Origin of the sequence: Flagellimonas allohymeniacidonis, from assembly GCF_004296335.1 — a bacterium.
Lineage (GTDB): Bacteria > Bacteroidota > Bacteroidia > Flavobacteriales > Flavobacteriaceae > Flagellimonas > Flagellimonas allohymeniacidonis.
Map to the genome: position 1 here is coordinate 1,623,322 of NZ_SGIU01000001.1, position 17,844 is coordinate 1,641,165.

Below are 17,844 nucleotides of genomic sequence, written 5' to 3' on the forward strand. Positions count from 1 at the left end.
CAGATGCTGGGTGTCAGATGTTGGGTGAAAGGTGAAGGGTGAAAGGTGAAGGGGTGAAAGGAATTCAGGGCCATCCGGCATTTAAGTCGAAAAAAAAACAGATAAACGGAAAAAAGTAGGGTTTTTTATTCCCTAGTTGTTATAATAGCGTAAAGCCTAGAAATCATGCAGGAAAATTACTTGGCAAAGTGGCTTAATGGTGATCTTTCGGAAGACGAACTCAAAGAGTTCATGAAGTCGGAAGAATATGCCTCATATCAAAGGCTCAAGGAAGTTTCTTCTACCTTGAGAGCCCCTGAATTTGAGGTTGAGACCGCTTTACAGCAATTAAAGCAAGAGCGTATTGGCGAGGCACCAAAGGTTATTGCATTGCAGCCATACAAGAAGTTTTTGCGCGTAGCCGCTGCAGTAGCAGTTTTAATGGTAGGTTCTTATTTCTACTTAAACTTGGGCAAAGAAACCTTCTCTGCCGAGCTGGCGCAGCAAACTGAAGTAACCCTTCCTGATAATTCGGAAATCCTATTGAATGCCGATTCCAAAGTGACCTTCAACGAACGTACTTGGGACAAAACCCGAAAGGTTTCCCTTAAGGGAGAGGCCTTTTTTAAAGTGGCCAAAGGAAAAACCTTTACGGTAAGTACCTCTCAAGGTAGCGTTACGGTTTTGGGTACACAATTCAATGTGGAAAATCGTAAGGGTTTCTTTGAAGTGACCTGTTATGAAGGCTTGGTAAGCGTATCTTATAAGGATACGGAAAGAAAGCTTCATGCGGGAACCTCCTTTATGGTTGTTGATGGGCGGGTTGTTGACGCTTCTCAACCTACCACTTCCACCCCATCTTGGATGAACAACGAAAGTTCTTTTGAACGAATCCCCTTAAAATTCGTTTTCGAAGAGCTTGAAAGACAATATGATATTACGGTAAAAACCGAAAATGTGGACCAAAGTCTACTTTTTACCGGTACCTTTAGCAACACAGACATGAAAATGGCGTTAAAAAGTATAAGTGCCCCATCTCGAATTAAATTCAAACAAGAGGGTGATAATGTACTTTTCTATGCTGAGAACACACCGTAGTAGACCCAAGGTTTTCTGCCTAGGATTGCTATTCCTTTTTTGTTTTTTGCATTCTCGCGGATGGGCGCAGGAAAAACTAACTGAGCAAAAGTCTCTTATCGCTGTTGTCAAAGAATTGGAGCAGCAGTTCAATGTCAAGTTTTCCTATATCAATTCCGACATGGAGCCCCTTTCCTCAGATATTCCTGGGAATCTTGTGGCCCTCGATGATATTCTTTCCTATCTAGAGGAAGACCTTCAGCTAAAAATTGAACGTCTTAATGAACGCTATTACACCTTGACCAAGCGAACATTGGTTTCCATTTGTGGGAAGGTGCTGGACAATTTTGCTGAAAACAATGTACCCTCAGCCACCGTGGAGGTAATGAATACCGAAGTGGCCCTGACCACCGATATCGATGGGAAATTCCAACTCGATGACATCCCCAGGAACGCAACCTTAAAAATTAGATATCTGGGGTACGTCACTCAATACGTTCCCGTGGAAAGATTGATTGAAGGTGATGGTTGTGCCAAAATTCTACTTGCGCAGAACTATCAACAATTAAAGGAAGTCATCGTATATAAGTTTCTCACAACAGGGATTACCAAAGAAACGGACGCAAGTGTCACCTTAAATACTGCCGAATTTGGAATTTTGCCAGGATTGATTGAACCCGATGTCCTTCAGACCGTGCAGGCCTTACCCGGAATCAAGAGTATTGACGAAACCGTATCGGATATCAATATTCGCGGAGGAACCAACGACCAAAACCTTATTTTATGGAATGGGATAAAAATGTATCAGTCTGGTCACTTCTTCGGGCTGATTTCCGCTTTTAACCCCTATCTCACCGAAAAAGTGACCGTCTACAAAAACGGAACCCCAAGTCGCTTTGGTGATGGAGTAAGCGGGGTCATCCAAATGGAAACCAGTGATGACATCTCTGATTATTTTACAGGAGGTGCAGGTTTTAATTTAATCAGTGGTGATGTTTTTGGGCAAATTCCACTTCGAGAAAATGTGGCCCTACAATTTTCTGCCCGTAGGTCTACCACCGACTTCTTGAACACACCCACTTATGATCGTTTTTTTGATAGGGCCTTTCAGGACAGCGAGGTAATCGACCAAAACAACGTGCGACTAGATCGTGCATTCCGTAGGAATGAAAATTTCTTTTTCTATGATTTTACAGGGAAGCTCCTTTATGATTTCAATGATTATCACAAAATCCGGCTGAACTTTATCAGCATAAACAATAACCTCGATTTTGAGGAAACCAATCTGGATACCGATGAAACCACAAACAGCGTTCTGGACCAGACCAATCTTTCGTTTGGAGGACAGTTGACCAGTGAGTGGACAGACCGCTTGTCGAGCCACCTTAATGTGTATTATACCCGATATAATTTGGATGCCCAAAACCTATTTGCCAACCAGGTGCAATTGTTGCTCCAAAACAATCAAGTGGAAGAAAATGCCCTGAAGCTCAATACCGCTTACAAATTGCACAAGAACCTGATGTGGCATAATGGGTACCAATACATTGAAACGGGTATCACCAACACAACCAATATAACCCAACCCCCTTTTAATAGTGAAATCAAAGGGGTTATACGAATTCACGCCCCCTTTTCAGAAATTGCTTATAATACCGAGGACAACCGTTTTATTGGAAGAGCTGGGATACGATTAAACTACATCAATAACCTGGGTACTTTTGACGCATTTTTGGTAGAACCTCGACTCAATCTCAATTTCCGATTGGCCAATTATCTCAGGGCCGAAGTTTTGGGGGAGTTTAAAAGTCAGAGCACCAATCAGGTGGTGGATTTGGAACAAAATTTCCTGGGCATCGAAAAAAGACGTTGGATTCTTTCTGACGACAATCTGTTACCCATCACCAAAAGCAAGCAGGGTTCAGTAGGAATCAATTATGAGAAAAATGATTTCTATTTAGGCTTGGAAGCCTTTTACAAACAGGTGGAAGGCATCAGCACGAGTACCCAAGGTTTTCAAAACCAAAATCAGTTCAACGGGGAAATTGGTTCTTATGATGTGCGGGGCATTGAGTTTCTTGTCAATAAAAGAGGAACAGACTACAGTGCCTGGTTCAGCTACACCTACAACAAAAATGATTATACATTTGAAACCATAGTGCCGCAGGCTTTTCCAAACAATCTGGATATTCGGCATACACTTACTTTCGCAGGAACCTATACCTACAACAATTTTAAATTTGGCCTGGGCATCAATTACCGAACAGGAAGGCCATTTACAGAGCCCTTGGAAGGGGATCAGGCCCTTAATACCACTGTATTTCCTACACAAATCAACTTTCAGGAACCCAATTCAAGTAGATTGCCTGAGTACTTTCGGGCAGATGCTTCTGCGATTTACCTGTTCAATATAAGTGATCGGGTCAAGGCCAATGCCGGGGTATCGGTATTGAATCTAACCAACAGAAGAAACCGTTTGAACACCTATTATCGAGTAACGGAGGATGACCAAATCGAAACAGTGGAGAACATTTCACTGGGCATCACCCCAAATTTAAGTTTTCGGGTAAGCTTTTAATCCTTCATGGTCTGGTGTGAATGCAAAATGCTATACCCCTTAAAGGGTATTTCTTTACATTTGATAAGAAAAAATATATTTAGATATCGGTCTAAAATGTTTGATTCTAGGGTCTTAGTATCCATAAACCACGATTCGGCATAGAAATTGTGTTTCCCAAATTGACTAACATATCTACACCAAAGAAACACGTATGAAAACTCTCTACACTTCCACAATTTTTCTTTTCCTTTTCGTTTTTGGTCCATTCGCAAACGCACAATGTTCTGAAATATACTTTTACCGCACCAATGGTTTTCAAAGTAAAAGGGCCATAGTACTATATCAAAATGGAACTCAACTGGCTACAATCAACGCAGGAGAACGGTTCAAGGCGGTAACCTGTTCAACCGAAGCTTTGGAATTTGTTGTAAGAACCAGCGAAAATGATATGGTGCCAAGTAAAGTTAATTTTACCCCTGAGGCCGGTAAAAACTACTACTTAAAAGTAAACTGCGCTGTGGGAGTAGAGATTGCTTCCATCAAAATACAAGACGCCATAAAGGGCAAAAGGGATGTCAATAATGGAAACAAGTTCATAAGTCCAACCAAATCCTTATCCATAGAAGGAAGCACAGACGCTCAAACCCCCAATCCTTTGAGCTCTACTCTGGTTGGCGAAACCAACAGCAAGTCTTTTGAGCGTACACAAGTTATCGACAACTTTAAATTTGAGATAGTAGACATCATCAAAGCAGGGGAAATGCTCACGCTAGAATATAAGATAACCAATTTGGCCGCAGATGATAGAAGATTGGAAACATGCGCCAACCTGATTTATTTTTATGATGATTTGGGGAACCTAAGTTTTGCCAAACAAGTCTGTTTGGCCAATTCCTGTTCCAGTCCCCCAAACTGGATAAAGACTCTGAATGTTCCTGAAAAGTACGGTTGTCACTCCAGCGTAAACTCCAATACGATTATGCCATCGGGAATTCCCTTAAATGGTAAAATTGTAATTCAGGATATCAATAAAAGGGCAGTCAAATTTGTAAGGGGCACAGTCTGGTTCAAATCAGAAGTGAGTTACAAGGTCAATTATGCCAACATCGAATTCCCCAAAGTGGTTGACCCAGAAAACGCAAACAAGCGAAATTTTGGAGATCAGTCCATTGAGCTATTGGCCGCTTCGCGAGAAGACAATGTAACTTACATTCATTTTCAGCATTCAAACCAAAATCGAGAGGCTTATTCTTCAAAAATTCAATCTGGTGAAGTCTATGACAATTTGGGAAACAAGCATATTGTTGATGGGCTCTCATTAGTTTCCAAGGACAAAAGGGTCAATTATAATCGTTATGCCAAAGGATGGGACTTTGTTGTCGCTCCAAACGGCTCATCAGATATGTTTGCCATAGTGGACAAAATTCCTGCCACCGCTACCCAAATCAGAAGAATCACCTTGACTTTTGATGGTTTTACGCTTTCATGGGACAATATCGATATCGGGGGTTCATCAAGTTCCCAACCCGGACCGGAATATATTCCATACTCTGAATTTGAGACAAAGGTGCGAAACAATCAAGATGTAATAGGTACCAAAGTGATACTCAAAAACATCTATTTCTCTACCGGAAGTGATGAAATCTTAAAAAACTCGCATCCTCAACTCAATCAGCTAGCCGATTTATTGATTTTGAACGGAGGACTAAAAGTTGAAGTCTCAGGGCACACCGACAATGTCGGTGACGATGTATCCAATATGCTGCTTTCACAAAAAAGGGCAGATGCCATAAAGTATTACTTAATTGGTAAGTCCGTTTCCCCAACTCGAGTGCTAAGTATTGGCAAAGGTGAAAATGAACCCATTAGCGACAATAGCACAGATAGTGGAAAACAGGAGAACAGAAGGGTCGAAATACAGGTGGTAAAGTAAAATCGAAAAATACAATCGAAATCAATCTTTCTCCAAACGCGACATTACAATAACATGAGGGAATGTTATTGCGGCCAGAAAATAGATGAGGACAGAAATAAAATACTCATTGTTTTCACCCAACAGCCAATATAAACCGATAAGGCCGACCAAAGAGACCAGCCAGTAGGGCCAAGAAGTCTTCAAATAATTTCGGAAAGTCTCCCAAGTTGACCTACCATACAAATAGTCCATTTGGTCCATTAAAGAGGGAATGCTATGCCATACCACAAAATAGATACAAAACCCCCATAAAAGTGAGGCCGTTTTAAAGATGACAAAGAAAACGCCAAGGAGAAACAGCTCTTCCCAAGGATTGGAAGTAACACGACCCATTAAGAATTGAATTCCCAAAGAAAGTAACAACAAAACACCCAAGGTAAGCATGGTCCCCTCTAAGAAGTCCATAGTTAACCTATTGCCTGTTAATTCATCTATTATCGGTATCACTTGTTCATGTTTTAAATAAAAAAGCATAAACAAAATGAACAGTCCGTAGACAAGGTATATACCTTTGTTCCAAATCGTTTTGACAGAAAAGCTCTTTTCCCAATGTTGTTCCCCAAAATGATACCCGCTTACCAAAATAAAGAAAATCAATGCCGTAAAGGGCGATAATGAAAACAGGGCCAGAATAGAGAAAACCGCTAGAATATAAATAGTAATTACTTTATTCCTAGATACTTGTGTGTTTTTTGTGTTGTAGGTAGACCAAATTAAATGAATATCGTTGGCTCCATGCAATATCCCAAAACTAAGAATTAAGGTATAGGACAATATGGCTTCCACCCGTTCTCCAAAATACACAGAAAACCACAGTGCGAAGACGGTGAACACCAACATCGCATTTTTCAAATTGATAAAATTTCGACCTTTTTGTTGAGACATTACAAAAAAAGTATAAACAAATTTATGAAATTATGTTTAATTTTTTATACATTTGGTTAAACAAAATTAATTAACTCATATAAACTCTATGGAAAAATTATTCACTTCCCTCCCTATGGTAGCTAAAATTGCCACCGACGATTATGTAGGATTTACATTTTTTGTAGGCTGTATGGCCATGATGGCAGCAGCTGCCTTCTTCTTTTTCTCGATGAACAACTTTGACAGAAAATGGAAAACGTCTATCCTAGTTTCTGGACTGATTACCTTTATCGCTGCAGTACACTATTGGTACATGCGTGATTATTGGGCCGCTAATGGAGAATCGCCCACATTCTTCCGATATGTGGACTGGATTTTGACCGTGCCCTTAATGTGCGTTGAATTCTATCTGATTTTGAAAGTGGCAGGCGCCAAAAAATCATTGATGTGGAAGCTTATCTTCCTTTCTGTGATTATGTTGGTTACAGGTTACCTCGGTGAGGCCGTTTACCGTGACCAAGCCCAAATCTGGGGGCTTATCTCCGGTGCTGCGTACTTCGTAATCGTTTATGAAATTTGGTTGGGTGGGGCCAAAAAGCTTGCCCAAGAAGCCGGAGGCGCCGTGCTATCGGCTCACAAAACCTTATGCTGGTTTGTATTGGTAGGATGGGCCATCTATCCTATCGGTTATATGGCGGGTACACCAGGATGGTACGAAGGTATTTTTGGAGGCATCTCCATGGACGTCATCTATAACATTGGTGACGCCATCAACAAAATTGGATTTGGTCTGGTTGTCTACAACCTTGCAGTAACTGCAGATTCGAATTCATAAGTTTAGTTGGTTAGAAGAAAGGCCGCGCTGAAAAGTGTGGCCTTTTTTTTTGCCCTATTTTCGAGGGAAGCTTTTAGGATCACTGAAATCAAAATTCAGCATGGTTTTGGTCAGCTCATACAGTTCAGGAAAATTGCCCTTGAATTCTTTAGGGGTCTCGAGAAAGTTTTCTGTAGCGACCGCAAAAAATTCAAACAAATTGGAATACCCGTATTCCCTAAAATAGTCCGAGTCTTTTATCCTCTTTTGAAAGTCTGAATCCTGCAGTTGTTCTCTCATTTTTCGCAAACCCGCTTGAAACTTACGCGCTTCCCAGGTATTTTTTCTTCTGGTTTCAAAACAGAGCGCGTGTGCCATCTCATGAATGGCCAAATTGACGTTGTCCTTGGTATTTTCAAAACCTGATTGTACACTATCGGCCGAAAATACCGCGGTTCGAAGGCGTGGATTGTACTCTCCTGCATGATGTCGTCTATTGAGCAATGAAAAGTAATCAGAAGGATAGATCACAATACGCTGTACCGAGCGGATGTACTTAAAGTTCTTCATGCCCAAAGTCAAGGCCACGGCCGCGGCACTGATCAAGAGCTCTACCTCTTGTTTTTTTCGCACACCCTTACGATAAGCGAAGGTTTTTTTGTATTTAAACCAAGCCGTGCGCTCATAGAAAAGTTGAAGCTCGGTTTCTTCCAATTGATGCAGAAAATCAATGCTGTTTTTTAACTGGTGGATTTCCTTGGTGGATAATGGTTTGGGCCTTAAAAAAGGATTCAATTCATATAGCCCAATGGCATAGTATAGAATGTAAATAAGATAGCTGAATATGAAAAGAAGACAAGCTATTCCGAATATGTCAACCCCATCGATATCCACAGCTACATGCGTTCGGGAACGTCCACGCCCAATAATCGAAATGCCGACTGAATCACCTCACCCACTTTTTGGGACAATAGAACCCTAAAGCGTTTTTTCTCTGCATCCGTTTCGCCCAAAATGGTCACCTGCTGATAAAAAGAATTGAATTCCTTCACCAAATCGTACACATAGTTGGCCACCAAGGCCGGACTATAGTTCTCCGCTGCCAACTGCACCGTTTCAGGAAATAATTGGACCTGTTTCAACAACTCCTTTTCTTTTTCATGCAAGTCCAGTGTCACCTCGAGCGCAGTCGAGAAGTCTTTTGCATCCAAATTCGATTTTCTCAAAATCGACTGGATTCGGGCATAGGTGTATTGAATAAAGGGCCCTGTGTTCCCTTGAAAGTCCACTGACTCTTCAGGATTAAAGAGAATCCGTTTTTTGGGATCCACCTTCAAAATGAAGTATTTCAAGGCTCCCAACCCAATGATTCTAAAGAGATTTTGCTTCTCTTCTTCTGAATAGCCCTCGAGTTTCCCCAATTCCTTGGAAATCTCGGCAGCGGTTTCCTCCATACTGGCAATCAAATCGTCAGCATCAACGACAGTACCTTCCCGGCTCTTCATTTTTCCGCTAGGTAAATCCACCATACCGTAACTCAAATGGTAAAGTTTTTCTGCCCAAGGATAGCCCAATTTCTTTAGGATGAGGAATAGCACTTTGAAATGATAATCCTGTTCGTTTCCAACCGTATAGACCATCCCATTGATATCTGGAAAATCAGTCACCCGTTGAATAGCGGTTCCGATGTCTTGGGTCATGTACACCGCGGTTCCATCGGAGCGCAACACAATTTTTTCATCCAAACCTTCGTCTGTAAGGTCAATCCAAACGCTGCCATCTTCTTTTTTAAAGAAGACGCCTTTGTTGAGACCGTCCTTGACCACATCGCGACCCAACAAATAGGTGTTGCTTTCGTAGTAGAGTTTGTCAAAATCGACCCCCAAATTTTGGTAAGTGGTATCGAAACCTTCATATACCCAACCGTTCATCATTGTCCAAAGGGCAACAACTTCTTCATCCCCTGCTTCCCATTTTCGGAGCATTTCTTGGGCTTCCAACAAAATGGGAGCTTCTTTTTCAGCCTGAGCTTTGTCCATGCCTTCAGCGACCAAGGTCTCAATTTCCTTTTTATAGGCCTGATCAAAGGCCACGTAGTACTTTCCGACCAGATGATCACTCTTTAAACCGGAAGTTTCTGGCGTTTCTCCCTTGCCAAATTTCTGCCAGGCCAACATGCTTTTGCAAATGTGGATGCCCCGGTCATTAATGATCTGGGTTTTATACACCTTATGGCCCGAAGCTTTCAAAATCTCAGAAACGGAATACCCCAAAAGATTGTTTCGAATATGCCCCAAGTGCAAGGGTTTGTTGGTGTTCGGAGAAGAATATTCCACCATCACCGCATGCTTGCTGTTGGGTTCGGCATAGCCGTAGTTTGCTGTGGAAAGAATACTATTGAAAAAATTCAGGTAGTAGTTATCAGCGACAACCAGATTCAAAAAGCCCTTCACCACGTTGAATTTGGCAATTTCCTCAACATTTTCCTGAAGGAATTCCCCAATTTGGGTTCCGATTTGCACCGGATTCCCCTTCACAAAGCGCAACATAGGAAAAATGACCACGGTAACATCCCCTTCAAAGTCCTTTCGGGTGGGTTGAAACTCCACCGAGGGCAGTTCGATTTGGTACAAATCCGAGACCGCTTTTTTGACCTTTTCCTCCAATATCTGTTGCAAACTCATGAAATGCTTTTTGAGGCAGCAAAACTACATATTTTTTTGGCCTTTTAGCATAAGATTCACAGCTTGTGCATGGCTAGGTACCAGCATTTTGGTTAATTTTACGAATGCTTCTCAATGTTTCGTACACCGATAAAAAAATTACCCAAAAAATTGACGAAGAACTGGGCAAGCCCTTCACCTTGAAAGAACGCCTAAAATTAGGCGGAATCGGTTCCCCAAAATTGCATATCACGGATGCCAGTATCGAAATCCAAAATCTGCTCATTCTCGATAACAATCTCAACACTTGTAATATCGAAATGCGGCCTAAAGGCATCATTGTGCGATTTCGGTCACTGCTGGAAACCTATGGTTTGGTCATTCCTTTCTATAAATTGACCATTTACAAGGGCGATTTGGCCGTGTATTCCATATATCGGGACAATTATTTCATCAAAGTACGGTCCGACACCAAGGCCATTCAGAAGTATTTCAAAAAACTGCTGGATTACAAGGCGGACAACGCTCCGACTTCCATAGAGGACCTGTAACATGTTCCATAACCATCCCAAAATAGAAGTAAGTCCAAGCGACTTGGACAAACGGGCCATCAAATGGGGATGGGGCATCATTGTGCTCAACTTCTTGGTGGTGCTTTGGTTCTATTTTGATTTGCCCGACAAAATTCCGCTCCATTTCAATATAGAGGGAGAGGTGAACGGATATGGCAACAAGTTGGAATTATGGATACTTCCCGCCCTAAATCTGATCGTGTACTATATTATTGCTGTATTCACCTTTAAGATAAAGCCGTACAAAATGAACTTCCCCACCAAGGTTACGGAGAAAAGTGCTCCAATATTGTATCGAATGGCTTTGACCACCATGGCCTGGACAGGAGTAATTACAGCCTTACTACTATTTTTAGTGTCAATAGAGGTAATATTGCGAGCATCCCAAATCGATTCTTTCAGTTTGTTTTATCCTATTAATGCGCTGGTCCTTTTGCTTCTATTCGGCTCATTCTACATCATTTACAAAATGATCAAAGTTCCCAAATCATGAAGATACTCCTCACTGGTGCCAACGGCTATATCGGAATGCGATTGTTGCCCCGCCTTTTGGACATGGGCCACGACATTGTCTGCGCTGTGCGGGACGGGAAACGGCTTTCGGTGGATGCGAAGACCCGAGCCAAAATCGAAGTGGTCGAAATCGATTTTCTAGAGGAAGTACAGCCCAATGTGATGCCCAAGGACATCGATGCCGCCTACTACCTCATTCATTCCATGGCCTCTTCCATTTCTGATTTTGATGAAAAGGAGGCCATTGCAGCCCATAATTTCAACGCTTATTTAAAGGATACCGAGGTACAGCAGGTCATCTACCTCAGTGGCATCGTAAACGATGAGGAGCTGTCCAAGCACCTTTCCTCACGAAAAAATGTGGAGGACATTCTCTACCAAGGCAATTTTAACCTGACCGTGCTCCGCGCAGGCATCATCGTGGGTTCAGGAAGCTCATCTTTTGAGATTATTCGTGACCTCTGCGAAAAATTGCCCTTTATGATCACCCCTAAATGGGTGCTCACCAAAACCCAGCCCATTGCCATTCGCGATGTGATCAACTTTTTGACCGGGGTTTTAGGCAACGAAAAAACCTATGATCAATCCTTCGATATTGGAGGCCCGGATGTGCTCACCTACAAAGAGATGCTACACAAATATGCCAAAGTAAGGGGCTTTAAAAACTGGATTCTCACCGTACCAGTGATGACGCCCAAGCTTTCCTCCTACTGGCTCTATTTTGTCACATCCACCTCCTATAAATTGGCGGTGAACCTGGTCGACAGCATGAAAATGGAAGTGGTCGCCAAGGACAATCGCCTTCAGGAATTATTGGGCCTCAAAGTCCATTCCTATGAGGAGGCCATTGATATGGCCTTCAAGAAAATTGAACAGAATTTGGTGGTGAGCAGTTGGAAAGACAGTATTGCCAGTGGCCAAGTACAGGAAGACCTTGAAAAGTACATTCAAGTACCCAAATATGGCGTGCTCAAAGATTACAAGCAGATAACACTCGAGGATTCCGAAGCTGTTCTGGACAACATTTGGCGTATTGGTGGCGAAACCGGCTGGTATTATGGCAGTTGGTTATGGAAAATTCGCGGTTTTTTGGACAAACTCAACGGGGGTCCCGGCCTAAGGCGCGGGCGTACCCATCCTGATAAGATTTTTCCAGGCGATGCGCTGGACTTTTGGCGGGTGCTTTTTGCCGATAAAAAGGCAAAACGCCTGCTTCTTTTTGCCGAAATGCGGGTTCCGGGCGAGGCCTGGCTCGAATTTAAGATCGACGACCAAAACGTGCTGCACCAAAATGCCACCTTCCGTCCCCGAGGCCTTAAAGGCCGGTTGTACTGGTACAGCGTGCTGCCCTTTCACTACTTTATTTTTGGTGGCATGATCAGAAATATCGCCAAAACGTAATTTTTTGGCCCAATTCGTGTTATAATTTTAGGCCTAATTCGTCTAATTCGCGAGCAACCCTTTTAGGGTTTTATGCGTCTTGAACGTATACCCAAAAATCAAAAACGAATTCATGTCAGTCTATAAATCCCATTTCACGCTACTTTTTGCCCTCTTGGGTGCAAGTTTTGTAACCGCCCAAACGACCATTACTTCTCGATTGGTCGATGCCAAGACCGAAAGGGGCATTCCCTATGCCACGGTGCAGTATGGCGAATACAAAGGGGTGATCACCAACGAGGAAGGCCGCTTTAGTTTTCTGTTGGAGGAAGGCACTGAACTGCTCGATTCCATCTATGTATCCTCCATGGGATACCAAAAAACCGGGCTGACGCTGGAGCAACTGCAGGACACCTTGATCACTATCAAACCCAAGGCCATTGAGCTGAGCGGGGTGTACCTTTTTGATAAGGAGCTGAGTGTGGACGATATTATGGAGAAGGTAAAGGAGCGCCTGCCCCAAAATGTGAACAATGCACCCATAAAACAGCGGTATTTTTTACGACAGTCCATTTTTGGGACTGTGCAAAAGTTGGATATGGGCTTTGAAAAATCCTCCATCGAGGAGCTGGACAAAGAGCTCGTAGATAGCATCGCCCGCATCATTCCCCGAAATTCCTACCACTATACCGAAACCTTGGGGGATTTTTACAAAACCAAGGACGACGATTACAAGGTGAGCGTTTTGCGCGCCGCCGAGCTATACGACAAAAAAGATATTGGCTCTTTTGAGGACCTGGGCAAGCGTATGGAGGAAATGTTCAAGCAGAACGTAAAGAAAGATTCGTACCTCAAGATCAAGTCGGGGCTGTTTAGCCAAAAGGTGCAGGTCGATTCCATTTTGACCGAAATTCAGGAGCAAGAAGCCAAAGAACTCGAAAAAGAACTGGGCAAGGACACCATTTCAGGGCTGGTGGATGCCCAAAAGCGCATTTTTAAGGAGGTGTTGGGCGAGGTGTACCACGAGGAGGACACCAAACTGAACGTGATCGACAAAAGCCGTAAGTACCGCTTTGAACTGGTGGGCTATGCCGATATTGACGATGCCGGGGTGTATGTGATCAGTTTTGAGCCCAAGGGCAGTGCCGATTTTAGGGGGCGTTTGTATGTGAACATCGAGGATTTTGCCGTGATGCAAGTGGACTTTGAAAACCTGAAAAACCTGCGCAACTTTCGCCTGTTGGGTATTTTTTACCGCGAAACGCTGTACAAGGGCACCATGCGCTTTAGCAAACTGCCCAACAACCGCTATGATCTACGCTTTGTGGACTTTACCTTTGGGCGTTGGTTCCGGTTTGATAGGCCGTTGGATGTGATTGAAAAGAACAAGAATGTTCGTGGTCGCCGCAAGCAGAACGAGCTGCGCCTCAATATCGATTTTCGTATGGCCAACACCAACAAATGGGAACTGGTGGTATACGACAATACCCTTATTGACAAGGCCCAGTTTGAGGCCCTTACCGAGGACAAAAGCGTTAAGGCCACTTATATGCCCACCTACAACCCTGAGTTTTGGCAGGGCTATACCATTATGGAGCCCAACCAGGCCATTCGGGAGTTTACGGTGGAGGGGAAGTAGAAAATGGGTTAATGGTAAAGGGTTTAATCCTTAAAAATTAAGATACTACCCTTTTTCTGTGAGAAGTTTTTAATTTTCCGAGTTGTATTTCTCATAGATGTCATTATCCAGATATTCCATTACCGGTTCGTAGGGCAATTTTTCCCATCTGAATTTCCCCTCCATTTTCCATTCGTTGATTTTTTTAATGGAAGTACCGGCTCTTTTTAAGTCAACGTCCAAATTGGTATTGCAATCAAAAAGCATGATGCTATCATTTCTTATAATGAAACACTTATTGCTTTTAGGTATTTTTTGAAAATAATCATTTCTCTTGATTAGGCCATTTAGAAAACAATCTCTGCCAATCCCATATGTTGCAGTGTCCTTTTTGAACGAAATTGCTTTTCTATTTTTATCTTCAAATTCTAGATATAGCCCACAGCCCTTTATCAGCTCCATTTTTTTGATTACACCAATTTTCGAAGTTTCATAGTTGTTTAGAGTAATTTCTTCAAAGGTTTCATAGTCCCAAGGTCTGTCCAGCATGAAAAGAAATACCATGAATATAATTGGTAGTGCAATCAATATTTTTATTCCTGGGAATTTTTTCAATTTTCAAAATCTAATTGTCTGCCAATATTGATTATTTAAATAGCGTCTTACGTTGCCATACCCAAAATACTACGAATTCGTAGTACTACCGCATAAATTTTATAGATATGTTGCACCCATGAAAGATCTTGAACAGGCCGAACACTTTTTCGAATGGGTCAACGATACCTACGGCTGCCCCGAGGCCCTGGCCCAACACTTCGATGCCACTCTCGAAATGCTCTTTTATCTCGAGCCCCACACCTTTGATCCCCATGAGGTTCGGGAGGTGGTGGCGGCGCTACGGGGGGTGGTGAAGGTTTTGAGGGGGTGAATGTGTTTAATTATATATATTTAATGTTTAGTGGATTTGCAGTTTCAAGGTATTTTGAACGATTTTTTTATTTGTCTATACCATTTACTTGATCGTAATTATCCATTTTAACCCTTAGCTTAATGTTGTGTTTTTTATAACCTCATAGAATTCAGGTTCTACTTTGTCATCAGGAACATTTTTAGAACAATGCATGGTTTTTCTAATACCATTTTTCTTAAAGTCAATAACCCAACCATTTCTCTTTCTAAATTTGGTTATTTCATAGCTAGCACCATTTCCCTGTCCAGTCCAATTATCATTGTCAATTTGCACCCAATCAATTGCAAAATTTAGTTTGTCAATTGATTGTCTAAAGTCATTACAATTTTGGTAACGTGTAGTTTTGACTTTGTGTATTGATTTCTTTAAAATCGATTGTACCTTTTTGGGAATGTGAGGTAAAAATACCCTAGGAGGAAATTTATCTCTTTTTACTGCTACTTTCCATTCGTCAATGCTGGTAAAAGTAAAGTTTAACCTATTTGTATTATTCAAAAGTCTATAGAAAGTAATTCCCATTGCATATATATCTGAAACCTTATCCATTGGTTTCCCTTCAATTACTTCTAAAGGCTGATGAGGTCTGTAACCCATTATATTGCTTGGTTCCGCATGATAGTTTATAGCAAGCCCAAAGTCTGATAACTTGATTTCATCATTGTCACCGAACATAATATTTGCCGGCTTGATGTCTCGATGCAAAATATTGTTATTATGGGCGTGTTCAAGTCCCAACAATGCTTGTTGAATAACCCTGCATGCGTCCTTCACCGAAATAAACCTTTTCTCAATATGTTTCTGAATAGAACCTTTTGCCAAGTATTCCATTACGATTATTACAACTTGTTCTCCTCTAAAAATAACAGACCTGACATCTTTTACATCGACGATGTGTTTGTGTCTGCACAAATCCAAAGTCTGTCCTTCTTTTACAGCTTTTATAAATTTATCAGGGTCCGTTACTTTAATAACTTTTACGGCAATTTCATTCTGGAAAAAAGGGTCATAACATAAGAATACATTTCCGAAGAAACCACTTCCAATATGGTCTATTATTTGAAACTTATCTAGCTTTTCCTTAGCCATATCTACAACAAATTAAACCAAGCAATCAAAACTGAGTCTTTGGTTGCTTTATCCCAATATGGCTTGTGAACCCCAATTATTGGATCAATGTATTCATAAACATCAGTCTTTTTAGGTTGTCCAAATTTGGTAGCATTAATTCCCTGGGGGGAGTACGAATTGATAGAAATTCCCTTTTTCTTTGCAATCAGATTTAAAATACCTTGAGGATAACAGGAATTTTTAATTTGAACTAAGGACGACAAAGCCGAAGAAATCTTGTGAGAAATTTTATCTGGCTTGTGCTTGTCAATAATTAACGAAATTTGAGTTTCAAACCACTCCATTAGTTCATCAGTTTCCATGTTTGGAAGAACGATTTTGTTTTTCTCAATTATTACCGGTGGATTTGAACTATTTTCTAGGACCGCAAACCTGAAGTCATTCTTTGTAAAATTAAACCCTATAACTTTCATATTGCTTTTTACGTTACTGATTACAGCTTTATCGGAAAATCAATAGATTGGCATTCATTATGGAATTTTCATAGTGTCCAAACACCTATATTTCCTTCAGTTTTTTCCAATTATTTTATTTCTGATTATTACAGTTTTAACTTCAGGTGTATTCTTTGAAAATGTGAAATCAGATTCCCATTTTCTATCGTCCAAATCAACTGATTCGTCCACAAGTATTGCAAAAATTAAGGTTCTAATATTAGGATGTTGAACATAAAAACCTTTTAATCCACTTAATGTCTTTACTATGGACCTTTTGTCACCATCGTTTTTTATATGCTTCATTTCAATTACCATTTGGCTGTTGAACAAATTGAAGTCCGATCTTTTTTCTTGTCCATCATATTTTAATTGAACGTCCTCTCTACTTAGGCTTGGCAACCATGGTTTAACCACAATCCAAAAGAGATTCTGAAAATCATATTCATCATTTAGGTTTTTCGTCCAGCCTACCTTGGCTTGTCCGTGATTTGTGACTGAATGCGTGGATGGTACTAACCCTCTTAAAATTTCAACAATAAACTCACTTGCTTCTTCAGTTGATGCTCCAATATAAGGTTTAGCAGTTAAGCCATTTTCATTGGCTCTCTCTAAGAATTTTTCAAAAGCCTTTTCTTCAATATATTCAATGGTCGAGTTTGGTAATGAGGTCAATTCATGATTTATCCTTTTATCGATTTCGATTTGTTTCTTTTTGGCTAATTCGGGACTTGCCCCAGTATCCTTGTCATAAAGAAGTAGTGCGTTGACATCTTTAACTAATTTGTCATTACTACTTGCTTCGATGTAACTTTCATTTGCTACGCTTGTTGCCCTACCATTTTCCAAAATGAATAAGTCCAAAGCTGTACTATGCTTCAATGTGAAATCTCTTAGTTGTGAAGGCTTAATTCTACTAGTCGTAGTAATCAGAATATCAATATCGGAACGTGAACTACCCGTTTCAAATCTTCTTGAGCCAAATAAATAGATTTCTGCTATATCGGGAAAATCTTCTGCAAGAACCTCAATTATAGCCTCTAAATCGATAATTTCTTCATCCATTAGTCAAGTTCTTATCAAGAACAATTACTTCTTGTAACTTCTCACCTGTGGTTCTACCCTATTCTTTGACAGGGTTTCATTAATTCAAGGCATGTATTTGGGGGAGTTTCGCCTGTAAGGGCCACCATGAAGATAGTACTTTTTGTGAAATAATGTCCTACGCTAGGTGTCAGATGCTAGATGCTAGGTGTTGGGTGCGGGGTGGCGGGTGTTGGATGAAGGGTGAAGT

At 41.3% G+C, this 17,844-nt stretch carries 16 protein-coding genes; 9 read left to right on the forward strand and 7 right to left on the reverse strand.

The window, feature by feature from the left end; translation table 11 throughout:
* Window positions 1–165: 165 nt before the first annotated feature.
* The 3 genes from EW142_RS07440 to EW142_RS07450 all read left to right on the forward strand — a co-directional run bounded on the left by EW142_RS07440 (window position 166) and on the right by EW142_RS07450 (window position 5,549).
* Entirely contained in the window at window positions 166–1,077 is a 912-nt protein-coding gene (locus tag EW142_RS07440) for a FecR family protein (protein WP_130611856.1), read from the forward strand.
* Complete coding sequence (locus tag EW142_RS07445; RefSeq protein WP_130611859.1) at window positions 1,058–3,634, forward strand: TonB-dependent receptor; 2,577 nt, start codon at window positions 1,058–1,060, stop codon at window positions 3,632–3,634. The genes EW142_RS07440 and EW142_RS07445 overlap by 20 nt, the downstream gene beginning before the upstream one ends.
* A 193-nt stretch (window positions 3,635–3,827) precedes the next feature.
* Window positions 3,828–5,549: an OmpA family protein gene (locus tag EW142_RS07450; RefSeq protein ID WP_130611861.1), complete on the forward strand. Its 1,722-nt coding sequence runs from the start codon at window positions 3,828–3,830 to the stop codon at window positions 5,547–5,549.
* Window positions 5,550–5,570: 21 nt separating this feature from the next.
* Here the strand turns inward: EW142_RS07450 and EW142_RS07455 are convergent, their stop codons facing one another.
* Complete coding sequence (locus EW142_RS07455) at window positions 5,571–6,476, reverse strand: Brp/Blh family beta-carotene 15,15'-dioxygenase (protein ID WP_130611864.1); 906 nt, start codon at window positions 6,474–6,476, stop codon at window positions 5,571–5,573.
* Window positions 6,477–6,564: 88 nt separating this feature from the next.
* On the opposite strand from EW142_RS07455, the gene EW142_RS07460 reads away from it, so the two are divergent.
* Window positions 6,565–7,293: a bacteriorhodopsin-like gene (locus EW142_RS07460; protein WP_130611867.1), complete on the forward strand. Its 729-nt coding sequence runs from the start codon at window positions 6,565–6,567 to the stop codon at window positions 7,291–7,293.
* Between the two features lie 54 nt (window positions 7,294–7,347).
* On the opposite strand, the gene EW142_RS07465 is transcribed toward EW142_RS07460, so the two are convergent.
* Together EW142_RS07465 and argS are read right to left on the reverse strand one after the other, a co-directional pair.
* Complete coding sequence (locus EW142_RS07465; protein WP_165395239.1) at window positions 7,348–8,166, reverse strand: zinc-dependent peptidase; 819 nt, start codon at window positions 8,164–8,166, stop codon at window positions 7,348–7,350.
* 2 nt (window positions 8,167–8,168) lie between these two features.
* Window positions 8,169–9,956: an arginine--tRNA ligase gene (argS, locus tag EW142_RS07470; RefSeq protein ID WP_130611873.1), complete on the reverse strand. Its 1,788-nt coding sequence runs from the start codon at window positions 9,954–9,956 to the stop codon at window positions 8,169–8,171.
* A gap of 104 nt (window positions 9,957–10,060) precedes the next feature.
* Here argS and EW142_RS07475 point away from each other — a divergent pair, with 104 nt between their 5' ends.
* The 4 genes from EW142_RS07475 (at window position 10,061) to EW142_RS07490 (ending at window position 14,039) form a co-directional block, all read left to right on the forward strand.
* Entirely contained in the window at window positions 10,061–10,486 is a 426-nt protein-coding gene (locus tag EW142_RS07475; RefSeq protein ID WP_130611876.1) for a hypothetical protein, read from the forward strand.
* Between the two features lies 1 nt (window position 10,487).
* The gene (locus EW142_RS07480) at window positions 10,488–11,000 is read left to right on the forward strand and encodes a DUF1648 domain-containing protein (RefSeq protein WP_130611879.1); all 513 of its coding nucleotides are present in this window, start codon (window positions 10,488–10,490) and stop codon (window positions 10,998–11,000) included.
* The gene (locus EW142_RS07485) at window positions 10,997–12,421 is read left to right on the forward strand and encodes an SDR family oxidoreductase (RefSeq protein ID WP_130611882.1); all 1,425 of its coding nucleotides are present in this window, start codon (window positions 10,997–10,999) and stop codon (window positions 12,419–12,421) included. Before EW142_RS07480 ends, EW142_RS07485 begins: the two co-directional genes overlap by 4 nt.
* Window positions 12,422–12,533: 112 nt before the next feature.
* Window positions 12,534–14,039 carry a peptidase associated/transthyretin-like domain-containing protein gene (locus tag EW142_RS07490; protein ID WP_130611885.1) on the forward strand — a complete coding sequence of 502 codons (1,506 nt, stop codon included), beginning with the start codon at window positions 12,534–12,536 and terminating at the stop codon, window positions 14,037–14,039.
* 69 nt (window positions 14,040–14,108) lie between these two features.
* On the opposite strand, the gene EW142_RS07495 is transcribed toward EW142_RS07490, so the two are convergent.
* Window positions 14,109–14,582 carry a hypothetical protein gene (locus EW142_RS07495; protein ID WP_130611888.1) on the reverse strand — a complete coding sequence of 158 codons (474 nt, stop codon included), beginning with the start codon at window positions 14,580–14,582 and terminating at the stop codon, window positions 14,109–14,111.
* 169 nt (window positions 14,583–14,751) lie between these two features.
* Here EW142_RS07495 and EW142_RS07500 point away from each other — a divergent pair, with 169 nt between their 5' ends.
* Window positions 14,752–14,946, forward strand: a complete 195-nt coding sequence (locus EW142_RS07500; protein WP_130611891.1) for a hypothetical protein — start codon at window positions 14,752–14,754, stop codon at window positions 14,944–14,946.
* A 114-nt stretch (window positions 14,947–15,060) separates the two neighbouring features.
* Here EW142_RS07500 and EW142_RS07505 read toward each other — a convergent pair whose 3' ends face one another.
* The 3 genes from EW142_RS07505 to EW142_RS07515 form a co-directional block, all read right to left on the reverse strand.
* Window positions 15,061–16,074 carry a serine/threonine-protein kinase gene (locus EW142_RS07505; protein WP_130611894.1) on the reverse strand — a complete coding sequence of 338 codons (1,014 nt, stop codon included), beginning with the start codon at window positions 16,072–16,074 and terminating at the stop codon, window positions 15,061–15,063.
* A gap of 2 nt (window positions 16,075–16,076) precedes the next feature.
* Window positions 16,077–16,529 (reverse strand): RuvC family protein, encoded by a 453-nt coding sequence (locus tag EW142_RS07510; protein WP_130611897.1) that lies wholly within the window; start codon window positions 16,527–16,529, stop codon window positions 16,077–16,079.
* A 96-nt stretch (window positions 16,530–16,625) separates the two neighbouring features.
* Window positions 16,626–17,615 carry a PD-(D/E)XK nuclease domain-containing protein gene (locus tag EW142_RS07515; RefSeq protein ID WP_130611900.1) on the reverse strand — a complete coding sequence of 330 codons (990 nt, stop codon included), beginning with the start codon at window positions 17,613–17,615 and terminating at the stop codon, window positions 16,626–16,628.
* Window positions 17,616–17,844 lie beyond the last annotated feature (229 nt).